The organism is Paraburkholderia agricolaris, assembly GCF_009455635.1.
Lineage (GTDB): Bacteria > Pseudomonadota > Gammaproteobacteria > Burkholderiales > Burkholderiaceae > Paraburkholderia > Paraburkholderia agricolaris.
Genome location: NZ_QPER01000002.1, coordinates 3423858 through 3441337, shown reverse-complemented (window position 1 = coordinate 3441337; position 17480 = coordinate 3423858). Strand labels below are relative to the sequence as shown.

Sequence of the window (17480 nt, the reverse complement as noted above, 5' to 3'; positions counted from 1 at the left end):
GGAAGGCATTCGTATCCGGTGGTGCGGCTGGATTTCAAATCCAGTTGAGGGCGTCAGACGCTCTCAGGTCGGTTCGACTCCGGCTGCCTTCCGCCAGTCAATGCTTCCCGGGCATTCCGGCAAGTTCCGAAAACGTCCTCTAGATCGCTGATTTCAAAGTGGTTTATGGGTAACGACGTGCTTGCTGCTTCCATCAAGGTCCCGCACAATTTCCGCACGAAGTATGGGTAGCGGCATGGGTTTTGTGGGTAGGAAGGAGAGGGCAACATGGCAGGACGACAGTTGCATCGGTTGACCGCGTTGCGGGTCGCGAAGGAGGTGACTCCGGGTCATTATGCTGACGGCGGTGGCCTCTATATGCAGATCGCTGACAGCGGTGCGCGTTCATGGGTGTTTCGGTTCAGGCTTGGTGGGCGCGTGCGGGAGATGGGTCTCGGACCGCTTTCGCGCGTCTCGCTTGGCGAGGCGCGGAAACTGGCCGCCGGATACCGTGACATGGTCAGAGACCTGATTGATCCCATCCTTGCGCGGCGTGAGCAGCAGCGTAGACAGTTGCTTGATATCTCTTCGGATACCAACGTAACTTTCCATGAGGCAGCCGAAGCGTTTATCCGCGTACAGGAACCTCAGTGGCGCAATCGTAAGCATGTCCAGCAGTGGGGCAACACGCTCAGGACGTACGCGTATCCGGTGATCGGCGAAGTCCGGGTGCGCGACATCGATACTGCGATGATCGTGCGGATTCTCCAGCCGATCTGGACGAAAAAGGCGGAGACCGCGCGCCGCGTGCGCGGCCGTATCAAGGCCATCCTCGACGCCGAGACTGTGCTGGGCCATCGCACCGGCAGCAACCCGGCACGGTACGTTGATCATTTGCAACTCGTCTTACCGCGGTCGAGGAAGCGGTCACAAGTGAGACATCATCCGGCGTTGCCTTGGGAAGATATCCCGGGTTTCGTGCGCGAACTGGAGCAACGTCCCCGGCGCGCAGCACGGATCCTCCACCTGCTTATCCTCACGGCAACCCGCACGAACGAGGTGCGCTTTGCGCGACCAGAGGAATTCGACTTGGACAACCGTGTGTGGTCAATTCCCGGCGACCGCACGAAAAGTGGTCGGCCGCTTCGCGTGCCGCTTTGTCAGCGAGCCCTCGAAATCGTGCGTAGTGCGCTTCCCAAGGCGAAATACGGGTACCTGTTTCCCGGCTGCAGGGAAGGGCACCCATTGTCGAACATGGCGATGCTGATTCTGCTGAGACGTATGTCGCGGCACGGGATCACCGTGCATGGTTTCCGGTCAACGTTCCGAGACTGGGTAGCCGAATGCACAGAATATCCGGATTCGCTAGCGGAAGAAGCGCTGGCCCACATCATCACTTCGCAGACGGTAGTGGCCTACCGGCGTCGCGACCAGTTGGAGCGACGGCGCGTGATGATGGAAGACTGGGGTGTGTACTGTGCCAGTCAGCAAATGCATACGGCGTCAGTGATATCGGCCGTGCCGCAGCCGTTTGCCGCGTAAGCTGATACCGCCGCTGTGTCGGCAACGGCGTGTAACACGACCTTGTTGAAAGGCCGGTCCGCTTTCTAGAAGCGTATCCGCCCAGTAGTTGTCTCGTCCACTCGTCGTCGGTGTCGCACGACGTTGGGTTAAGGAGAGGACTCGAATCGCTAGTGTAAATATATGAATAAAAATGAAAAAATTTAAATTTCCGCACGAAATATACGCATCTGTATACGCAAAACTCCGAATGTTCATATCCGTCAGAGATTGAACGGAAGTGACCCCAGCTCTATCCCCGTCGCTCCGGAAAGTTGGCTTTTCATACTTTCTATTTAAAAAAACGGGGTTATTGTCCGTTGCGATTTCCTGTGGCTCGGCTAGTCACGCCCCGACGTCTGTACCGCTGACGCGGCCGAGATCTTTCACTCGCCGACTGGAACATTGCGGGCCGTCGAGGAGATTAATTTGATGGGCGCTCGATTCGACGTTGGCCACGTTATTTGCACAGACGGAATTGACGCCACCGCGGCTTTGCTAGCTGCCCCGATCGCCGCATGACACAGAGCGCATCGTTACCCACTTGCCCGACTTCTTCAATTGGCTGGGTGAGATCCGTCCCGAAGCGTCGAAGGTCAATTCGCGATATGCCGGCGGCGCCCTCGATCGGTAGACCGATGAAGCCGCTTATGGTGCGTTTAAGACAGGGATGTCGTTCACTAGAGTCCGCTCTGGAGCGAGCCAACGTGGATTGGCTGCGGGAGCGCCAACAGCTCATTGCCATCCTTTCATTGAAGTGCAGGACGATGATCCACACAGAGGGCCTCGTGCTGACGCCGAACATGCACCGGGCCTTGGATCACGATCGCATAGTGCCCGGCCCGGATTTCAAATTGCACGTCGCATCACGACTAGACAGTCGCATAGCCTATCACAGGCCCTTACCCGAACTGGAAGGGAAGCAATGATCAAGCAGAGGGAGGCACGCAGCTGAGGGAAGACACTCACCCGCGGCGCAGAGGCCTATCGCCGGTCGAAGTTTCATGTTCTGGCTTCGTCATGAGCGCCTCGATCAGCATGATCCGCATCGCGCGGGTCTCTCCGATCGCTTTTTCGACCTCTCTCGCGAAGCGTTCCACTCGTCGTCCCAGGCCGCAACGGGGCCCATCAGGTGATGGCCTCAAGGTGCACTCAAGCCCGTCGGAGTCCACCTTCAGCACGTCTTCGAAGCTCAGCACTCGCAAAATTCAGAAAGACCTCAACCGCATGGGGAAGAACCCGCTGAGCCCTCGTGTATATACCGAGATTGGTTGCGGCGTTTGTCAAAGGAACGTGTACCAACTTCCCATCTTGTAGCTCCCTCTCAATTCCGAAGCTGTTGACCAACGCAATCCCTTGTCCTTGCACTGCCAGGCGACGGATGAGCTCGAGCGACCCAGTTCTAAGAGCTACCTTCAGGCTGTCGGGACTGACGCTGAGGAGTGGTGCAATCTCCTCAAATATCGATAGTTCCTCAGTGGGAAGAATCATTGGGTACGCCAAGCACTCTTCAAAGCTTACCGCTTTCCTATTTGAGAGTGGATGACCGGAGACTGCGGCGATTCCGAGGTCGAACCGTCCGACTACTAGCTGCTTCAGATCTTGTGTTCTGTGGCGTAAGAAACATATGGCGAGATCAGCAATTCCTTCGGCAACCATTGCTGCCGCCCTTGAGGACGTCGCCGTTCGCACCGTCAGTTCAACCGCCGGATATTGCAGCCTCATTTGCTGCAGAACGTACGGCATGAAGTCGGAAGTCAAAGACTCCACTGTTGCGATCTCAACCGATCCTTGGCTCACGCTGCGAAGCGAACCCAGTTCCCCCTCCATACGTTGGGCATCCTGGATCATCGTTATCACGTGTCGGGAAAGGACCTCCCCTTCAGGGGTTACCTTTAAACCGCCAGATAGACGTTCAAAAAGCGGCCGTCCGAACTCGGCCTCCAGTTCGAGCAACTGTCGATTCAGGGCCGATGACGAGAGGTGGAGGCGGCGGGCAGCCGCGCGAATGGATCCAGCACGACGAATTTCCTCGAAATTCCAGAGCGCGCGCGAGTGTAGGTGCATAGGATGTCCTTGTGCGTAGCGTAGAACACTGTTACGAGCTAGATCCGTCCTGTCAAGTGGCTCGCAATGTGCTGCAGGAATGGACTCGCTCCGAGCGAAATTTTGAGCTACCTCAAGCGAGCCCTGCAACATAGACTGGCCGGATCGGGCCTTTGATCCTTCGCGGACGAAGCCGTGGCCGTGCAGTTAAGCCGTTCGAGGATTGCGTTGCCACTGCCTGCTTATCGTAGCCCATCGGGGGCCATTGGAGACAAGTCGTATGAATAGATTGGTAGCTCAAGGAGCATTGGCCGAGAGAACTCAGATCAAGCCCTCAATCTTAATGATGTTCGGTGTGATCCTTCTGTCCTATGCAGTAAATGCCATGGATCGAATGGTTTTCCCGCTTCTCGCGTCGGACATTAGACAGGCGCACGGCTTCAGCGTCGCAGGCACCGGGCTTATAGCCACCATCTTTACCTTGGGCATGGCCTTGGCGGGCTGGCCAACCGGAATCCTGCTTTCCCGCTACTCGCGAAAGACGGTACTTCAGATCGGGGCGCTGATCTTCTCGGCCGGTACCGTGTCGATTGCGCTCGCACACGGATTTCTTGACATGCTCGTCTACCGCACGGCCACCGGCGTCGGCGAAGTCATGCAACAGATGGCCATAGCAACGATTGCAACGACGTACTTTGTGAGGGCGAGAGCACTCGCTGTCTCTATCACGCAAGTGGCCTTCGGACTCGGAAACTTCTCAGGGCCTCTGCTTGCCGCTGCAGCTGTATCGCTCTACGGGGGATGGCAGGGAGCGTTCTTTGTCTTTGGAGCCGCCGGTTTCGCGATGATGGCATTGATCGCAATTTTCGTCCGGCCCCACTTTACGGAGGTGAAGGCAGAGATAACTTCGTCCTTACGAATTGTCGGCGGAGCGGATCGACTATGGAATCGAAATACAGTCGTCTTGTCGATCATCGCCCTCCTGACCGGCCTGATTCTTTACGGCTACCTAGGCCTTTACTCGACGTTTCTTCGCGAGCACCTGCGTTTCGCGCCTAAAGAAGTCGCGGTGATCATGTGCATGTTTGGGCTTGGTGGCCTGCTCGCTCCGATCGGTGGCTGGCTCGGTGATCGATTGCCCCAACGTAACCTGTTGGCTATGGGATACATCGGTCTTTCGATCTTCGGCTATCTACTGTTCAACCAGGTCCACACGGTTGCTGCGCACTGCGTCCTCTCGCTCTGCTGGGGCTTTACCCACAGCGGCGTTGTCTACGTGAACCTCTGGGGAGCGCAGATAAAGGCCGTAAAGGCCTCGCTGAATGCGCGCGCGACGGGCCTGTTCATAACTTGTCTCTATACCACCTCCGCCTTCGGAGGCTATCTCATGGGATTTCTCGTGACCAAGGCAAGTTGGGGCATGGCGGCAATTTTGCAGCTCTCCTCTCTTGCGGCGTTATGCGCGGTGCTATGTCTTTTCATTCGTTCAGAACTCATGTCGAGGCCTCAGCATGACTAGCCAAAACTCTGCCGAGGGAAGCGAGATGGTGACAAAGAACGCTCAGGATCACCGCGGCTTCTGTTCTATATGTGTCTCGCGGTGCGGAGCAATCTATACAGTCGCGGATGACACCCTTTTGAAAGTGCGTGCTGATCCTGCGCACCCGAACGGCAAGGCCGTATGCATGAAAGGGAAAGCGGTTCCCGAGATCGCTCATCACCCAGATCGTCTTCAGTTTCCTATGCGAAGGACGACACCCAAGGGGGCAAGTTCACCGGGGTGGGAAAGGATCACATGGGACGAAGCTCTTTCCGAGATCGCAGAAAAGTTGCAGCGCTTCCGGAGCGAGAGTGGTGCGGAATCACTAGTCGTGGGATCTACAACCCCAAGCGGATCGATGTGCGACAGCTTTGAGTGGGTGAAGCGGCTGGCACAGAAGTTTGGTACCCCAAACTTCCTAGGCACCACGGAAGTGTGCAACTGGCACAAAGACGACGCCAATGTCTTCACTTTCGGTTGCCCGACTCCACCTGGAGATCATCGGAATGCTGAGGTGATACTTCTCTGGGGTAACAATCCAACCAGCACATGGCTCGCCCAAGCAGATGCCATCGGTCAGGGACGTAGAGACGGAGCCAAGCTAATCGTGGTCGACCCGCGACCAACGCAACTGGCTCTGCAAGCGGATGTCTGGCTTCGCGTACGACCAGGCACCGACGCAGCGCTGGCTATGGGTATCGCCAGAGAGATGCTGAGTGTCGGCAACTTCGATGTCGAGTTTGTCCGTCGGTGGACGAACGCCCCTCTACTGGTTCGATCAGACAACGGGAGATTCTTGCGCGAACAAGACTTCTCTCCTGCAGCGACCGAAAACCGACACGTTGTGTGGAACCTGGAGACAGGGGAGGCCGACTTTGCTAGTGCGGGACCTGGAATAGACGGGATTCAATCAGCGGTGGAGGGTACTTACACTTTCCTGCTCAGTAGTGCTGGCGGCGATGAAGTTGAATGCAAACCAGCCCTCATGCACTTCAAGGATGCGATTGCTGAGTATTCACCTGAGAAGGTCGAAGAAATCACTGGCGTTCCCGCCAGCGATTTGATCCGCGCCGCAGCGTTGTTGATGCCAGGTAAACGCATCTCTCACTACGCATGGTCGGGTGTGGGGCAGCATGCGGACGCGACCATGACAGCCCGTGCAATTGGAACGATGTACGCCTTAACTGGCGCTTTCGATAAAAGGGGGGCTAACTGGATCCTCGAGACACATCCCGTCAACCGGGTCGAAGATTACCGCGCGTACGTATCGGCGGAGCAGCGTAGCAAGGCTTTGGGACTTTCGACACGGCCATTGGGCCCGGCGTCCAAAGGTGTTGTTAGCATACCCAGTCTTTGTGACTCGCTACTTGGACATAGCGAGTACAAGGTGCGATGCCTTTTGAGCTTTGGCCTCACCGCTCATACTTCCAACGTAGATCCCCAGCGACTTAGTGCCGCTCTGCGTGAACTTGAGCTTTATGTTCATTGTGATCTGTTTGAAACCCCGGCGTCACGGTACGCCGATATGCTCCTCCCAGCATGCAGCCTTGCTGAGCGCGAGGCACTACGAGTTGGCTTCGAGATTAGTGAAGATGCGGTGGAACACATTCAGGTACGCCCAAGACTGATTTCGCCGCGGGGCGAAAGCAGGCCCGACTATCAGATCGCCTTGGACTTGGCTAGAGAGCTCGGACTAGGCAGTGAGTTCTTCGAGGGTGACATTGTCTCTGGCTGGAACTACATGCTCGAGCCTCTGGGGCTTGACGTCGCCGGACTGAGGCGTCACCCAGGAGGCCTCCGCATTCCAATTCAACAACGCGAGAAAAAATATGCCTTCCCCAAATCTGACGGTGGCCATCGAGGGTTTTCTACGCAGACCGGTCGAGTAGAGCTTTATTCCGAAAAGCTACTTCTTGCAGGGCAAAGTCCTCTTCCAAGCTATGCTGATGCGAGCCCTCGAACGCCTCTCGGTCGTGAGTATCGCGATCTCTTTCCCTATATTCTGACTTCTGCCAAAAGTGGCTACTACTGCCACAGCCAGCATCGCAACATTGCATCATTGCGCAAGCGCGCTCCCTACCCGATGGTTGAAATGGGTAGCGCACTCGCAGAAGCAAAGGGCGTGGAGGACGGAGACTGGGTGCGGCTCAGTACCGCAGAGGGTACCGCGCGATTTCGAGCCAAGGTGGTTGCTGAGATGGCTGCTGATGTTCTGGTGGCAGAGTTTGGCTGGTGGCAGGCATGCAACGATCTCGGTATGGCTGAGATTCCGATCGACGGCCCCCGCAGCTCGAACTTCAGCAACCTCGTGAGTGCTAGAAGGCTTGACCCGATTAGCGGCTCTTCACCATTGCGCTCTACTCGCTGCAATGTCGAGATCGATCAAACTGCGGGGCCGAGGGGATGGAAGGGATTCCGAGAGTTTCGTGTCCTCTCGCTGGATGAAGAGGCTGAGGGAGTTCGAACTGTCTGCATGCAGAGCTTGGATGGAGGCGCGGTCCCCGATTTTCTACCTGGGCAACACATAACGGTGCAATTCCCGAGCCTTGGAGAAGCAACAAGATCTTATTCGTTGGTGGGCTCAGCTCGGGTGTCCGAGAGGACAAGCTATGCAATCTCTGTTCGGCATGTGCGCGGCACCTCTAAGGCGGGGGAAGCGTTCGAAGGGAAGGTCTCGGCACATATTCATCGAGCGCTGGAGGTCGGGCATTCTGTATTCGTGAAAGCGCCGGGTGGAGTGTTTGTGATTCCGGAGCACACCCGGCAGCCAGTTGTTCTATTTGCCGGCGGTATCGGTATCACCCCATTTATCTCGTACCTTGAAACTCTTGTCGATGCGGATCAACCTCCAAGCGTCTATCTTTTTTACGCGAATCGAAGCCGGCATTCTCATGCGTACGCCGAGCGGATCGAGCAGCTGTCGGCGGTCCTCCCGACTCTTACCGTCTGCAACTTCTATGATGAAGCGCCTCAGGTGGGATCGCATGAGTTTCGCACTGGACGAATGACTGCCGATGTCGTGAGCGACGAACTCATCCGAGCCAGGGCGCGCTTCTACTTTTGTGGGCCGGAGCCGATGATGGCAAGTATCACCGATCAACTTGTATCAAGGGGGGTACCCCCGTTTGACATCTTCAAGGAGGCTTTCAGGTCTCCGTCTACCCCGAACTTGACGGACGATCGAAAGTTCTTAGTTCACTTCAAACGCTCTGGGAAAGTGGCGGAGTGGTCTGCTGCAAGTGGGAGCCTTCTCGCTCTCGGCGAGAGCAATCAAGTCCAGTTGGCTAGCGGTTGTCGAGTAGGGCAGTGCGAGAGTTGCGCAGTGCGAGTGATATCGGGCAGCGTGGCTCACATGGCAGGCGATGGACCCGAGGAGCCCGGAATGTGCTTCGCTTGCCAAGCCGTTCCGACGAGTGAAGTTGAGCTTGATGCATAGATGCTGCCCTGAAGGTCTGCTTTACGGCGGCCAATCTTCAGTTCTCAATGTTTCTTCCGTGACGACAAGGTAAGTTCGTGATGAGGCGGGCATTGCAAGTGGTGAGGAGCCGCCCATCTTCCGGACCTGGCAGCCGACTCGAGCCAATCACCGGCGCATTGACTACCTTCGTTGGTTACCGGTGCGAGACTGGGATGTTTTCGCTGCGTGTATTGTGATATCGCGACATCTGCAGCGGCGAGTGGCATAGATGCGATTGTCCGGCGGGGTGTATTTTCATTGCAGCACTACGCTATACGGCATTCTGGACACGGGGATTACGTATGTGAACAATGCCGGCGGCGCACATCAACACAAATTCGACTATGGCATCTCTTACGGTAACAGAATCGGCTTCAAAGGCGTCGAGGATTTCGGCGGCGGATTGCAGGCGGTGTTCGTGCTCGAATCGAGTTTCCGCTTGGGTAACGGCTAATATGCATTCGGCGGTGCGGAATTTGGACGGCCGAATTATGTCGGGGTGAAAAGCAGCCAATTGGGTACGGTCACGCTGGGGAACCAGCTCGACATGAAAAATGAATTCGTCTCGGTCTGCAACATCTTTGCCTCGGCAAGCGGATATACGATCCATCGGGGGGGCGACTGGATGAATGGTGACCGGCCGCCGAACTCGATCAAGCACATGTCGAACGATTTTTCGGGTTTTTCGTTCGGCGGTATGCATTCGTTCGGTAACACCGTGGGCGACTTCCATCAGAAGAGCGCGTGGGATGTGGGCGCGCGCTATGAACAAGTGGCATTCAAAATGGGGGCGGCTTATACCAAATTGAACAATCCCTACGTTGTCAATGCGTTCGATCCTTACGCGATGATCGGCATCACAACATTCCTCGGACAGCCGACCGATGCCGTCGATCCGGCAGCCAGCGCGGTGACCGACCTGTACAAAGAGTCGTCTTTTCCCGTCGACAAGCAAGGTACTTTCGCGATGGACGCGGCTTATACGATTTGCAACCTCTTGCGAAGCGGCGACTTCACCTACACGACCATCAAGGGCCTCGAGCAGACGGTCGCATATGCACGTCTATGAAGCAGAGGCGTCGTAAGGTCGCGCCCGCAGGCATGCTGTAAGGCAGCTACCAACATACGAGCTTCGAAGGAAATCGCTGGAATCAGGGTTCGCTTGGTTTACATTACCTGTCATTCAAACGCTCCGACCTTGATATCTCAGGCGACTATCTACGGGCGGCGAATGGTGTGAATGCGGTGATCGGTTATGGCTTCACGCCGTCGACTTCGAATACGCAATCGAACTTACGGGTCGGATGAGGCATTCGTTCTGAGCAGTCAATCAATCGACGCGCATTATTTTCCGCTCTCTCTGGTTATTGAAAAAGTACTCAGAGTTAGTTATCAGGACTCCACCTAATTTCGGCATTGCTTTCGCTTGGGTTGGGGAATAGTGTCTACTGCGACGGCCAGTTGTCTGATCGGATCGAATGGGAGTGCGCAACCCCGCCAACAGTCGTTGCGTTTTGCTTGCCCGTTGGAGACAGTGGATTTGTCACGAGGATACCCTGATATGAACAGTGCAGGAAGATGCGTGTAAGCGTTGCATTAGACAGATAAATTCTCTGTGCTTCGGTGAATCTTTATGGAACTGGGGGGTGAACCTTCCTTCGGGGCTAAGTGTCGGATGGATTAGGAAAAATTAGCTAGGTCGAGATATGTCATGAGGATAACAAACTAAGACCATCCGACCGACCTGTATCGAGGGCTAACTCCGCGTCGACATCGGGGGTCACACGCGGAGATGATGGGTAAGCTACATGTGCGAATCGACTGACGACAATTCGGACCAACCATTGTACGAAACTGATGCGCAGCAGGAGCTGGAACACTGGCGACGACGAACCGAAGAATCACAGGCGTTGATTGCTCGCCTGACGGCACGGCTGAGAGGACGCGATCGACGTATCCAGTTGCTGGAACTCGCGATTGCCAGAACAGCGGTCATGCATCATGTGTGGTCTTCACACCTTGAGCGAAAACTGGAGAGGTCGCCTATGACCGATACCACGAGTTCGGCCGGGGAACCAGTGCTTGCCTCCGCGCACGAGAGCGGCGCAACCGTCCGTCTTCCTCACCTGACGCGGACACTCGAGGCTTTATTCGACGTGATGCGGGAGCATTGGTCGGTATGGGATCCGGAGCGTCCGCCAAAGTCTTCTACAGTTGCACGCGCCATCGACGAGAAGCTTGGCCTTAAAGGGCAGGCTAACGGTGAAGCCTCTCGAAGCGGCCAGACCTTTGCGGCCGCACTGCGGCCGGATTCGGTAAACGAGACAGACGGTCGTCATCGCTGAGTTCATCTCCCGACGGGACATTCCGACGACATGACGGAATTGTCCGTCAGTTCAATCTGCTGATTAGATGGGACCTGTGCAGCAAATCATTCAGGCAGAGCGGCGGGAGGTTGGTGTGACAGTTCAATTGCGAGGGACCGGGGCGATATTGCGACGCAGCCAGGTCGAACGGGAAGTCGGCCTGAAGCGCTCGACCATCTATCAACGGATGCAGGAAGGAACCTTCCCGCGCCCGATCCGTCTCGGTGAGCGCGCTGTTGGCTGGCGCGCGTCGGATATCGAACTATTTCTCCAGAACCCCGCTGGCTATCGCGTTCCGTGTCTTGATGACGAGGCACGCGATGCCTGAGCAGCGGACACAGCCTTCGCTCGACGCCAGGCTCGACAACTGGGCGAATGCGACGCGGGGCTCCTATGACGCGATTGATGCCGGTCGCATCGAACGGGCGTGGCAGAGACTTGCGGCGCATCAACGGGACCTGCTGCGCATGGTGTATCTATGGCGCGCGGGGCGTGAAGTCGTCTGTCGTCGGCTCAAGATTCCAAGGAATCCTTGGTGCAGGTACGAGGTTGAACTTGCCTCGGCCAAGCAGGCATTGGCGAGTGTGCTGGCGAAGATGCCGTAAGGTATAGCAATGGAATGAGTCGCTGGAAAGCGGGCCGATCACGCGTGCAATTCACCGCGCGTGTCGACGTTGATGCTTCGCCCGTTAGTTTGACAATCTGTTCCGGTCAACGTGCCGATTTACGAATGGGCACGACCGAGTACGCGTAAGCGGCCCCGACGTATTGATGGATGCGTGCATGGAGCCCGTGTCACTACCTTAGGCTGCGTTGGCAGCCTTTGTATTTTCGACTGATCCCCCTTGAGCCCGCGGTCAGCCTCCCGGCGCCGCGGGTTCCTTTTTCGCACGTCCTCTTCCATACGTCGGTGTGGCATGGATAAAAGGAAGCGAATCATGAAGCGGTTTTGGTTGATGGCAGACGCGTGGTGGCCGCGAACGACGGATGGCTGCGTGCGCCGGTGGTCGTTAGCTTTGGCGCTGTTCGCCGGTACCTCGATTCTCGCGCCCGGTATGGCCCATGCAGATGACTGGGGCTGCAAGGTGCTTCTGTGTCTCTCCAATCCGGGAGGCCCCGAACAGTACAGCGCGTGTGTGCCGCCGATCGAGAAGTTATGGAGCGCACTGCGTCACGGCGATCCTTTCCCGACCTGTGATTTCGGTGCGGGCGGCTCGCAAGGGACGTTTGGATCCAACACATTTGCGAGCAGCGGTTACTGTCGGGAGGATCTGCTGTACTGGGGTGGTCCCGAGCAGAGCGAGCTGCTATGCCGCTCCGCCGGGGCAATCAGTCTTGATATCGACAACCAGCTCTATACGCGTGTCTGGTGGGACGTAGGCGGAGCAGGGCCGACGATCACCGAATTCTATGCTGCTGGCAGTACACAGGTGCCTTACGATCCGTCGCAATCTGCCACGCTGTTTCTGCAGAAGGCCGGACAGCAAAACAGTTTCGGCGGCGGAGGGCAGTGATGATGCCACTGGACTTCATTGCGCTGGCGCAGCAGTGCGCACCTCATGTCTCACCGGTCACGATGGCGGCGATCGTACGGACAGAGTCTGGCTTCAATCCGTACGCGATCGGCGTTATGAATGGTCGGCTCGTGCGGCAGCCGGCGAGCCTGAACGAAGCGGTGGCGACAGCGCATGCACTCTCTTCCGCTGGCTGGAACTTTAGCGTCGGGCTCGCACAGGTGAACCTTGAGAACTGGTACGCGTACGGGCTGAACGAGCGGAGTGCGTTCGATCCTTGCCGAAACCTGGCCGCGGGCGCCGCGATTCTGCAGGGGTGTTTCGAGTCAGCGCGACGCGCGCAGACCGATACCGGGGCCAACTCACAGTCTGCGCTGCACGCGAGCCTGTCCTGCTATGCGAGCGGAAATTTCTCTAGGGGGTATCGAACCGGCTATGTGCAGCGCGTGGTGAATAACGCCCGGATTTCTGCGCTGCCGTCAGCACCTGTCGTCGTGCCGCCCATTACGCCAATTGCTGTCGTTCCAATAGATTCTAAGGAATCGTCATCGCCGGTTCGACCGCGAACGACCGGAGATCCGATAGCACAACCGGGGGAGATCTTGCCTGGTAGACGGGACACCGATTCAGCCGGTAGTGCGGTGGTGTTCTAGCCCGTCGCGACAGGCAAAGCAGAGTCTTCCAAATAGGAAATGGAGTTTTTCATGAAATCAGGACTACAGATAAAAGTTCGGCGTCGATCGAATCCTCCAGATTGGGATTGTGTCTGCGAGCGGGCGGCACGGCGGGCGGTTGTCACATGCGTGGCATTGCTGGTTACGTCTCCCGCCTGGGCGCAGCTCTCGCAGGTCAACACGCTCCTGAGCACGATCCAGACGACCCTGCTCGGCGTAGGTGGCGTGATCTGCTCGATCTCCATCATCTGGGCAGGCTTCCGGATGATGTTCCAGCACGCCCGGTTTGGTGACATCGCAAATGTGTTCATCGGCGGGTTATTCGTTGGATGTGCGACGGTGATTGCCGGCATGCTTATTCCGACTGCCTGAGCCGGCGCAAGCAAGCATGAACCCGGTCATGAATCCGCTTATTAACCCACTCAGGGATCCCGTCTTCAAGGGGTGCACGCGTCCTGCGATGCTGTGGGGCGTGCCTCTGGTGCCGTTCGTTATGGTTGGTGGTGCCATGCTGATCCCGGGCATCTGGACGCTGCTCGCGAGTCCACCGCTTGGCGTCGGACTGCTGTTTCTGATGATTCCGGTGTTCGTTGCGATGCGCGTCATCACGCGCCGTGACGATCAGCGCCTTGCGCAATACGCGCTCCGCCTGCGTCTGGTGGTCCGCCAGGGCAATCGCCGCTTCTGGGGAGTCCATGCCTATGTGCCTGTCCGCCTCAAGAGGAGGGCGTGACATGCAGATCAACCCGAAACATGGTGTCGTTGCAAACCGTGAAGTCGCACTGGCAGACACCATTCCCTACTCGACGCATATGACGGATCACGTGATAAAGACACACGAAGGCGACTACCTGCGGATATGGAAACTCGCGGGCATTGCCTTCGAGGCTGCCGATCCGGTCGACATCCTTGTACGCCACGACGGATTCAACCAGCTGGTACGCGGTCTGCCCGGAGGGCACACGGCGCTCTGGTCGCATCGTCTTCGCCGGCAGATGTCTGATCACTTTGCCACGCCCTACGGTAACCGCTTCTGCCAGGAGCTGGCCACTCGCTACTACGCGAGCTTCGCCGGTTACCGGATGATGGCCAATGAACTCTACCTGACGCTTGTCTACCGGCCCAATCGCACGAGAATCGGGCGAGTCTTCGGCCGCGCCGCGCGTCGTACGAGAGACGATATCAGGCGCGCCCAGCAGGAGGCCCTCAAGGTCATGGACGAACTCGCCGCTCAGGTCGAGTCGAGCCTGAAACCCTATGATCCCGTCGCGCTCGGGGTCTATCGAAAGGCGAGCCCGCACACGAAGCGGTCTCGCCGGTATTCGTCGACGCTGGAACTGCTCGGCTATCTCGTCAACGGCGTCTGGGAGCCGGAGCCGGTTCCCTCAGGAGCTATCCGTGAAGCGCTGCCGACGTCACGCCTGTTTGTGGGTGTCGAAAAGGTTGAGATCCGTATGCCAGCCGTCACTCGGCACGCGGCGCTGCTCGACCTGAAGGATTATCCCGAGCAGACCGAACCGGGCATGTTGAACGGCCTGCTGTACGGCGACTTCGAATATATTGAAACGCAAAGCTTCACGATTCTCGACAAGCCTGACGCGAAGGAAGCGCTCGAGCGGCAGCGCAACCAGCTCATTGCCGGCGAGGATGTGGCGGTCTCGCAGGTCGAGGCCATGGATCAGGCGCTCAACGACCTGATTAACGGCGATTTCGTGCTTGGCGAATATCACTATTCGCTCGCGCTCCTTGGCGATACACCGGAGAAAGTGTCGAAGGCTGTCGCGAAGGCGCGGACGCAACTCTCGGATGCCGGGTTCCAGACGGCACTGATCGATTTGGTGGCAGACGCGGCGTGGTTCGCCCAGCTGCCCGGCAACTGGCGCTACCGGCCACGCGAGACCAGGCTCACGTCCCGTAATTTCTGCGGGCTATCCAGTCTGCACAATTTCGCGACGGGCAAGCGCGACGGCAATCCATGGGGCGAGGCAATCACGATCGTCAAGACGCCGAGCGGCCAGCCGTTGTATCTGAACTTCCACGTGACGCCGGAGAAGCAGGATTCGGCCGACGAGAAGGCGCTGGCCAACACCCAGATCATCGGCCAGGCGGGGGCGGGCAAGACGGTGCTGGAGCTGTTCCTGCTCGCGATGGCGATGAAGTTCGGTCTGACCGCCGTGCTGTACGACAAGGATCGTGGTACCGAGATCGCGATCCGGGCTATGGGCGGGATCTATACGGTGTTTCGCCGCGGTGAGCCCACCGGGCTCAATCCGTTCCAGATGACGCCCAATGAATCCGTACTCGACTTCTGGGAGCGACTCGTGCGCAAGCTCGTTGATACGGGTATGCCACTTTCCGCCAGGGATGAGCTCGACATCTCGCGCGCAGTGCGCGAGGTAGCCCGTATGGATAAATCGCTGCGGCGTCTCTCGATGGTGCGGCAACTGCTGCCGAATGTGGGCGAGAACAGCCTGCATGCGCGGCTGGCCAAATGGTGCGCGGGCGGTCGTCTCGGATGGGTGCTCGACAATCCCGCGGATTGCGTCGATCTCACGCGCGCGAGTCTGTTTGGCTTCGACGACACCGAACTGCTCGACGACGCAGAAGTTTCAACGCCCGTCACCATGTACCTGCTGCATCTGACGGAAAGTCTGATTGACGGGCGACGCTTCATCTACGTGATGACGGAGTTCTGGAAGCGTCTTGCTGACCCCGTCTTCACCGATTTCGCAAAGAACAAGCAGAAGACGATCCGCAAGCAGAACGGCCTGGGGATATTCGACACCCAGTCGCCGGCCGACGTGCTGCACAGCGATATCGCGCGGGCACTGATCGAGCAGAGCGCAACGTTCTTCTTCCTGCCGAACCCACGGGCCGACTACGACGATTACGTGCACGGATTCAAGCTCACCGAGGCCGAGTTCAATATCGTTCGCAATCTCGGCGAAAGCAGTCGCATGTTTCTCGTGAAGCAGGGCCATCGCTCGGCCATCGGCGAGCTCGATCTCGCGGGGCTGGGTGACGTACTCGACGTGCTGTCCGGCACGACCGACAACGTGGAACTGCTCGACTCGATCCGCGTTCAGGTTGGAGACGATCCCGACGTGTGGCTGCCGCTTTTCCACGCCGAGCTTGCGAAGCGCCGCGCAGCGCAGAAGGGAGGTACGCGATGAGTGGCCTCTTTACCGCGATCGGCGGCACGCTCGAGAACGGCATGTCGACCTACGTCACGAGCGTCTCGTCGGCACTCTCCAGTGCACTCGTTCCTGTCGTGACCACGGGCATCACGGTCTGGGTCATTGCCTATGGTCTGGCTATCGTGCGGGGAGAGGCGCACGAAGCGGTACCGGCCTTTGCATGGCGTGGGCTCAAGGTTGCCGCGATCCTGGCGTTTGCTCTCGGCTCAGGTATCTATCAGCAGCAGGTTGTGGCGGCGATCAGCGGGGCCACGTCGGGTCTCGCCCAGACGATCCAGAACGCAGCGAACACGACAGGGGGCGGCAATCCCGGATGCGGCACGGTCAGCGGCAGCACCGTGACGACGGCGAGCGATACCAGTATTTACCAGACGCTCGACTGTTACGACCAGCAGATCGATCTTGTGCTGGACGCCTATTCCGAGAAGGCGACGCATGAGGGGTTCAGCCCCAGCGGGATCGCCGCTGCGATTGGCGACACTGTGTGCGGTTTTGTCGCTGCCATTGGCGGCTCGATTTTCCTGATTGTGCTCGCGTTCGAGGTCGTGATGGGTCGCATGCTGCTCGACCTTGTGCTCGGTCTCGGTCCGATCTTCATTGCCTGCGCCGCGTTCGCGCCGACCGCCCGTTTCTTCGAGGCGTGGACTGCGAAGGTCGCGAACTATGCGCTTCTGCAGGTGCTGGTGGCGGCCTTTCTGGGCATGGCCCTGACGGCTTTTTCGACTGAGCTCGCGCCGTTCCAGGTGACGACGTCATCGCCTGGTGCCAATGCCTCTTCACTTGTCGCGGCCGGGCAGGCGGCACTGGAAGCGTCCGCAGCGTGGGGCGCGGCACTCGGCATGTTTGCGACCGCGATTTTCCTGGCGATGGTCGGCTGGCAATTGCCGTCCGTCGCCTCCGGACTGTCGGGCGGTGCCACCGTATCCGGGGTTGGCGCGTTCGTGGCGGGTGTTGCATCGCGCCGCATCGCCGCAGCGATTGGACAGGCACTGACCCGTGGCGCAAGCGCTCCGCGTTCCGGCGGCAGGATTCGCGGCGGGACCGGCTCGGGAGGCGGTGGGACAGTTTCAGGGAATGGCGCGTTACCCGCTTACCAACGGGCCGCACGCGCCAATCTGGGACAGGATAGTTGAGTGTGAGGTAACGA

13 protein-coding genes, 1 tRNA gene and 1 pseudogene are annotated in these 17480 nt (G+C 58.1%); 14 read left to right on the top strand and 1 reads right to left on the bottom strand.

Features of this window, described 5'->3' with window-relative positions; all coding sequences use genetic code 11:
• Both GH665_RS36660 and GH665_RS36655 read left to right on the top strand, forming a co-directional pair.
• Positions 1-96: transfer RNA gene (locus GH665_RS36660), tRNA-Sec, on the top strand.
• A gap of 171 nt (positions 97-267) precedes the next feature.
• The gene (locus tag GH665_RS36655; RefSeq protein WP_153141905.1) at positions 268-1521 is read left to right on the top strand and encodes a tyrosine-type recombinase/integrase; all 1254 of its coding nucleotides are present in this window, start codon (positions 268-270) and stop codon (positions 1519-1521) included.
• Between the two features lie 1170 nt (positions 1522-2691).
• Here GH665_RS36655 and GH665_RS36650 read toward each other — a convergent pair.
• A complete protein-coding gene (locus tag GH665_RS36650; protein WP_167531057.1) occupies positions 2692-3606 on the bottom strand; it encodes a LysR family transcriptional regulator in 915 nt (304 codons plus the stop codon).
• Positions 3607-3865: 259 nt separating this feature from the next.
• On the opposite strand from GH665_RS36650, the gene GH665_RS36645 reads away from it, so the two are divergent.
• From GH665_RS36645 to GH665_RS36590, 12 genes and pseudogenes are all read left to right on the top strand, one after another.
• Complete coding sequence (locus tag GH665_RS36645) at positions 3866-5104, top strand: MFS transporter (protein WP_153141903.1); 1239 nt, start codon at positions 3866-3868, stop codon at positions 5102-5104.
• Positions 5097-8561, top strand: a complete 3465-nt coding sequence (locus tag GH665_RS36640; RefSeq protein WP_246216498.1) for a molybdopterin-dependent oxidoreductase — start codon at positions 5097-5099, stop codon at positions 8559-8561. The genes GH665_RS36645 and GH665_RS36640 overlap by 8 nt, the downstream gene beginning before the upstream one ends.
• 250 nt (positions 8562-8811) lie before the next feature.
• Positions 8812-9904, top strand: a pseudogene (locus GH665_RS36635) (porin).
• Between the two features lie 522 nt (positions 9905-10426).
• The gene (locus tag GH665_RS36630; protein ID WP_246216497.1) at positions 10427-10927 is read left to right on the top strand and encodes a hypothetical protein; all 501 of its coding nucleotides are present in this window, start codon (positions 10427-10429) and stop codon (positions 10925-10927) included.
• A 115-nt stretch (positions 10928-11042) separates the two neighbouring features.
• Positions 11043-11276 carry a helix-turn-helix transcriptional regulator gene (locus GH665_RS36625; protein WP_153141901.1) on the top strand — a complete coding sequence of 78 codons (234 nt, stop codon included), beginning with the start codon at positions 11043-11045 and terminating at the stop codon, positions 11274-11276.
• Complete coding sequence (locus GH665_RS36620; protein WP_153141900.1) at positions 11269-11553, top strand: hypothetical protein; 285 nt, start codon at positions 11269-11271, stop codon at positions 11551-11553. Before GH665_RS36625 ends, GH665_RS36620 begins: the two co-directional genes overlap by 8 nt.
• Before the next feature lie 351 nt (positions 11554-11904).
• A complete protein-coding gene (locus GH665_RS36615; protein ID WP_246216542.1) occupies positions 11905-12462 on the top strand; it encodes a hypothetical protein in 558 nt (185 codons plus the stop codon).
• A complete protein-coding gene (locus GH665_RS36610; protein WP_153141898.1) occupies positions 12462-13115 on the top strand; it encodes a lytic transglycosylase domain-containing protein in 654 nt (217 codons plus the stop codon). Before GH665_RS36615 ends, GH665_RS36610 begins: the two co-directional genes overlap by 1 nt.
• A 51-nt stretch (positions 13116-13166) precedes the next feature.
• Positions 13167-13508, top strand: coding sequence for a TrbC/VirB2 family protein (locus GH665_RS36605; protein WP_153142482.1), 342 nt, complete (start codon positions 13167-13169; stop codon positions 13506-13508).
• Between the two features lie 28 nt (positions 13509-13536).
• On the top strand, positions 13537-13869 hold the full coding sequence (locus GH665_RS36600; RefSeq protein WP_246216496.1) for a VirB3 family type IV secretion system protein: 333 nt from the start codon (positions 13537-13539) through the stop codon (positions 13867-13869).
• Between the two features lies 1 nt (position 13870).
• Entirely contained in the window at positions 13871-16309 is a 2439-nt protein-coding gene (locus GH665_RS36595; protein WP_153141897.1) for a VirB4 family type IV secretion/conjugal transfer ATPase, read from the top strand.
• Positions 16306-17466 carry a TrbL/VirB6 family protein gene (locus GH665_RS36590; protein WP_153141896.1) on the top strand — a complete coding sequence of 387 codons (1161 nt, stop codon included), beginning with the start codon at positions 16306-16308 and terminating at the stop codon, positions 17464-17466. Before GH665_RS36595 ends, GH665_RS36590 begins: the two co-directional genes overlap by 4 nt.
• Positions 17467-17480: the final 14 nt, after the last annotated feature.